Raw genomic sequence first — 3,246 nt, forward strand, 5'->3', positions numbered from 1 at the left:
GGTCACCGCTCACCGACACGTCTCCCTGCCCGCCGGGGCAGAGCACCTCGGACACGACCTGCGGGTCCTCGGGCTCGGAGATGTCGTAGACGACGAAGCCGTTGTAGTTGCCGCCGATGGCGTAGTCGCCGGTGAACGCCAGGTCCGAGTTGAAGTCGCTCATCGACTCCGTCTTCGGGACGTTGGTCACATGAGTCACGTTGGAGCTGGTGTCGGCGTCGCTGACGAACGCGTCGTCGGCGGAGGCGGAGGCGGGACCGAGGAGTCCGGCCACGAGGGCGGCGGCTCCGGCCAGGGTGAGGCCGGTCAGCCCTCTTCGGGCCGAGGCGTATCTGGGGCGGGGGGGCGGGGGGGATGACGCCATACGAACTCCTGATTCTGATTGGAGCGAAACAGGAAGAACGTACACAGTTCAACATCAACATGTATAGGGGGATACAAAAGAAACATGGTTGTTAACACGGTGTCGGCCTGACCCGATCTGGCTGCACAACGCGACTAGCCGCAGGCGGCTGCGGGGCCCGCCAGGTGGACCCGGCGCGCCCCGCAGCCGTCCGTTCTGTCATCGCGGGGACGGAAAAGACGGTTGTGACTGCGGGTTGAACTCGTCCATCCGCACGTTCTCCGCCTCGGACAAACGCGGGTCCGTCAGTTTGAGCACGTCGAGGCCCCGCTGAATATCGGACGAGTAGACGTGGCCCCTGTAGTAGTACGCCGACCAGGAGCCGGCGGTGCTCAGCGTGTCCGGTTTCCAGGGGCCGCGGTCGAAGTGGCCGATCTCCACGGGCCGGTCGGGATCGGTCAGGTCGATGACCGAGACGCCGCCCTGGTACCAGGACTGCACGAAGAAGTCCTGCCCGGGCACGGGAATGAGCGAGCCGTTGTGCGCCACACAGTTCTCGGTTTCGGTCTGATGGCGCGGCAATTTGTAGTAGCTCCTGAACCCGAGTTCGGGGGACGCGCCACCGAGGTCCAGCGAGTAGACGGCGTCGGCGCCCCGCTCGGGGCCGATCTCCTCCGTGCAGGTGGCCGCGCTTCCGCCGCCGAGCTCGTCGGTGAAGACCACGTTCCTGGCGTCGTTGGTGAACGTCGCCGAGTGCCAGAACGCGAAGTTCGGGTCCTGGACGCGGTCCACCACCCGCGGCTCGGCCGGGTCCGACGTGTCGAGCAGCAGGCCGTCGCCCAGGCAGGCCGCCGCGGCGATGTCCCGTTCCGGGTAGACGGTGATGTCGTGGCAGCCCGTGGTCCTCCGGTGCCCGCCGTCCGGGAACAGTTCGGGCTCGTTGACCACCGCGGCAGCGGCGGGATCGGCCAGCGGCACCTCGATGATCGAGATCTTGTCGTGCGGCGGCTGACAGTTGGGGAAGCGCTCGGAGGGCGAGTAGGAGGAGACGTAGATGTACTCGTGCTCGCCGTCCTTGCCGGGGACGAGGGTGTTGGTGTGCGAGCCGCAGTCGGTGGGCACGGCCGCCACGTACTGCGGGTTCGCCTTGTCCGAGATGTCGAAGATCCGGATGCCCTCGAAGCCCTCCGGGTCGGTCGTGGGCACCGACGCCGCACCGCACTCCGTACCGGCGCGCGGGTAGTCGACCGAGAAGTACAGCAGGTCACCGCTCACCGACACGTCTCCCTGCCCGCCGGGACACACGACGGTGGACACCAGCCGGGGCCGGGCCGGGACGGAGATGTCGTAGACGACGAACCCGTCGTAGTTGCCGCCGATGGCGTAGTCGCCGGTGAACGCCAGGTCCGAGTTGTAGGCGGCGTCGCTGTGCAGCCCCTCGGGCTTGGGCAGGTTGGCCAGGTGCACCACCCCGCCTCCCGTGCTCACGCCGTCGGCGGCGCGCGCCCCGGGGACGGCCAGGAGGCCGACGGCCACCAGGAACCCCGCCCCGACCGCCCCCCAGCGGACCCGGCCACCGCGTCCTCGTCCACGCACCACAGCCCACACCCCCAGGAATTACACAAAGATGCCAATTGACTACTTTGTGTTGTACTCCCTTGAGTCACCACATTCCAGATGAAACGCCGAGACCGGACATCTACTGACCAATCCCCAGGAGGCCGCCCCACAGGCCCCGCCCGGCGCGGACCGGACGCGTACCGAAGGAAACCCTGTCCTGCCGACACACCCTCAGGGCTGGACAAAACACCCACCGAGTGAGTAGAAAACCCGCAGGACGTTGCCTCAGGGGCACCGGGCCCCACGACACCGCGGATCCGTCCGCGCCACACCCCCATCGGAGGACACCTCGTGCGTCGCCTGGCACTCGCGACCGGAGCAGCTCTCGCGCTGCTCGGAGCCACAGCCTGTACCGGTGACGAGGAAGGCCGGGAGTCGGCCAACGTCATCGCCCCCGGAGCGCCCGGCGAGTCATCGTCGCCCGCGACCGCCGACCAGATCGCCGCCCTGGCCGAGGAGCAGGGACACAACGAGGCCGACGTCACCTACCTGGTGATGATGATCGAGCACCACTCCCAGGCCCTGGAGATGACCGACCTGGTCCCGGAGCGCCACGAGCGCGACGGCATCGAGCGCATCGCCGACCGCATCGCCGCGGCCCAGGGGCCGGAGATCACCGCCATGGAGAGCTGGTTGGAGGAGAACGTCTTCGGCCCCGCCCGGGAGAACCCCGCGCACCAGAACTTCTGCGGCCTGGAGGGGGACGGCACCCACCACGGCGAGGACGCCGACGTGCCCGCCTGCGAGCTGGACGTCGACCACGCCGACATGCCGGGCATGGCCACGCCGGAGGAACTGGAGCAGTTGGCGGAGGCCGAGGGCGACGCGTTCGACCGGCTCTTCGTGGAACTGATGACCACCCACCACGAGGGCGCGGTCACCATGGCCGAGGACGCGATGGCCGAGGGCAGGGACCAGACCGTGCTCAGGATGGCCAACGACGTGATCGCGGAGCAGAACGCGGAGATCGGCCGCATGGCGGAGGTGCTGGAGGACGCGTGACGCCCACCCTCCGGCGCGGATGCCCGGCGGCCCGTCCGAGGACGCGAGAGGGGCGCCCCCGGCCCGGGGGCGCCCCTCTCGCGTACCGCCGCCGGCGCGGGCCCCGGGGGCCGCACCGCGGCGGGATCAGGCGGACTTCTCCTGGTGGTCGGAGTCCAGCTGGGCCCGCGGCACGATCGTGGGGTTCACGTTGTCGATCACCGTCTCCCGACTGATGATCACCTGCCCCACATCCTCACGCGAAGGCACCTCGTACATCACCGACAACAACACCTCCTCGA

The 3,246-nt window shown here is 68.9% G+C and carries 2 protein-coding genes and 2 pseudogenes; 1 reads left to right on the forward strand and 3 read right to left on the reverse strand.

Annotated features, from left to right (window positions below):
- Positions 1-364: pseudogene (locus tag ACFQBR_RS33490) on the reverse strand (hypothetical protein); the annotation flags it as partial.
- A gap of 198 nt (positions 365-562) precedes the next feature.
- Positions 563-1,942, reverse strand: a complete 1,380-nt coding sequence (locus ACFQBR_RS33495; protein WP_378554976.1) for an LVIVD repeat-containing protein — start codon at positions 1,940-1,942, stop codon at positions 563-565.
- A 312-nt stretch (positions 1,943-2,254) separates the two neighbouring features.
- Here ACFQBR_RS33495 and ACFQBR_RS33500 point away from each other — a divergent pair, with 312 nt between their 5' ends.
- The gene (locus ACFQBR_RS33500) at positions 2,255-2,965 is read left to right on the forward strand and encodes a DUF305 domain-containing protein (RefSeq protein WP_267948593.1); all 711 of its coding nucleotides are present in this window, start codon (positions 2,255-2,257) and stop codon (positions 2,963-2,965) included.
- Positions 2,966-3,091: 126 nt separating this feature from the next.
- On the opposite strand, the pseudogene ACFQBR_RS33505 reads toward ACFQBR_RS33500, so the two are convergent.
- Positions 3,092-3,246, reverse strand: a pseudogene (locus ACFQBR_RS33505) (ATP-dependent Clp protease ATP-binding subunit ClpX); the annotation flags it as partial.

The sequence above is a fragment of the Nocardiopsis tropica genome (genome assembly GCF_042660575.1).
Classification (GTDB): domain Bacteria; phylum Actinomycetota; class Actinomycetes; order Streptosporangiales; family Streptosporangiaceae; genus Nocardiopsis; species Nocardiopsis tropica.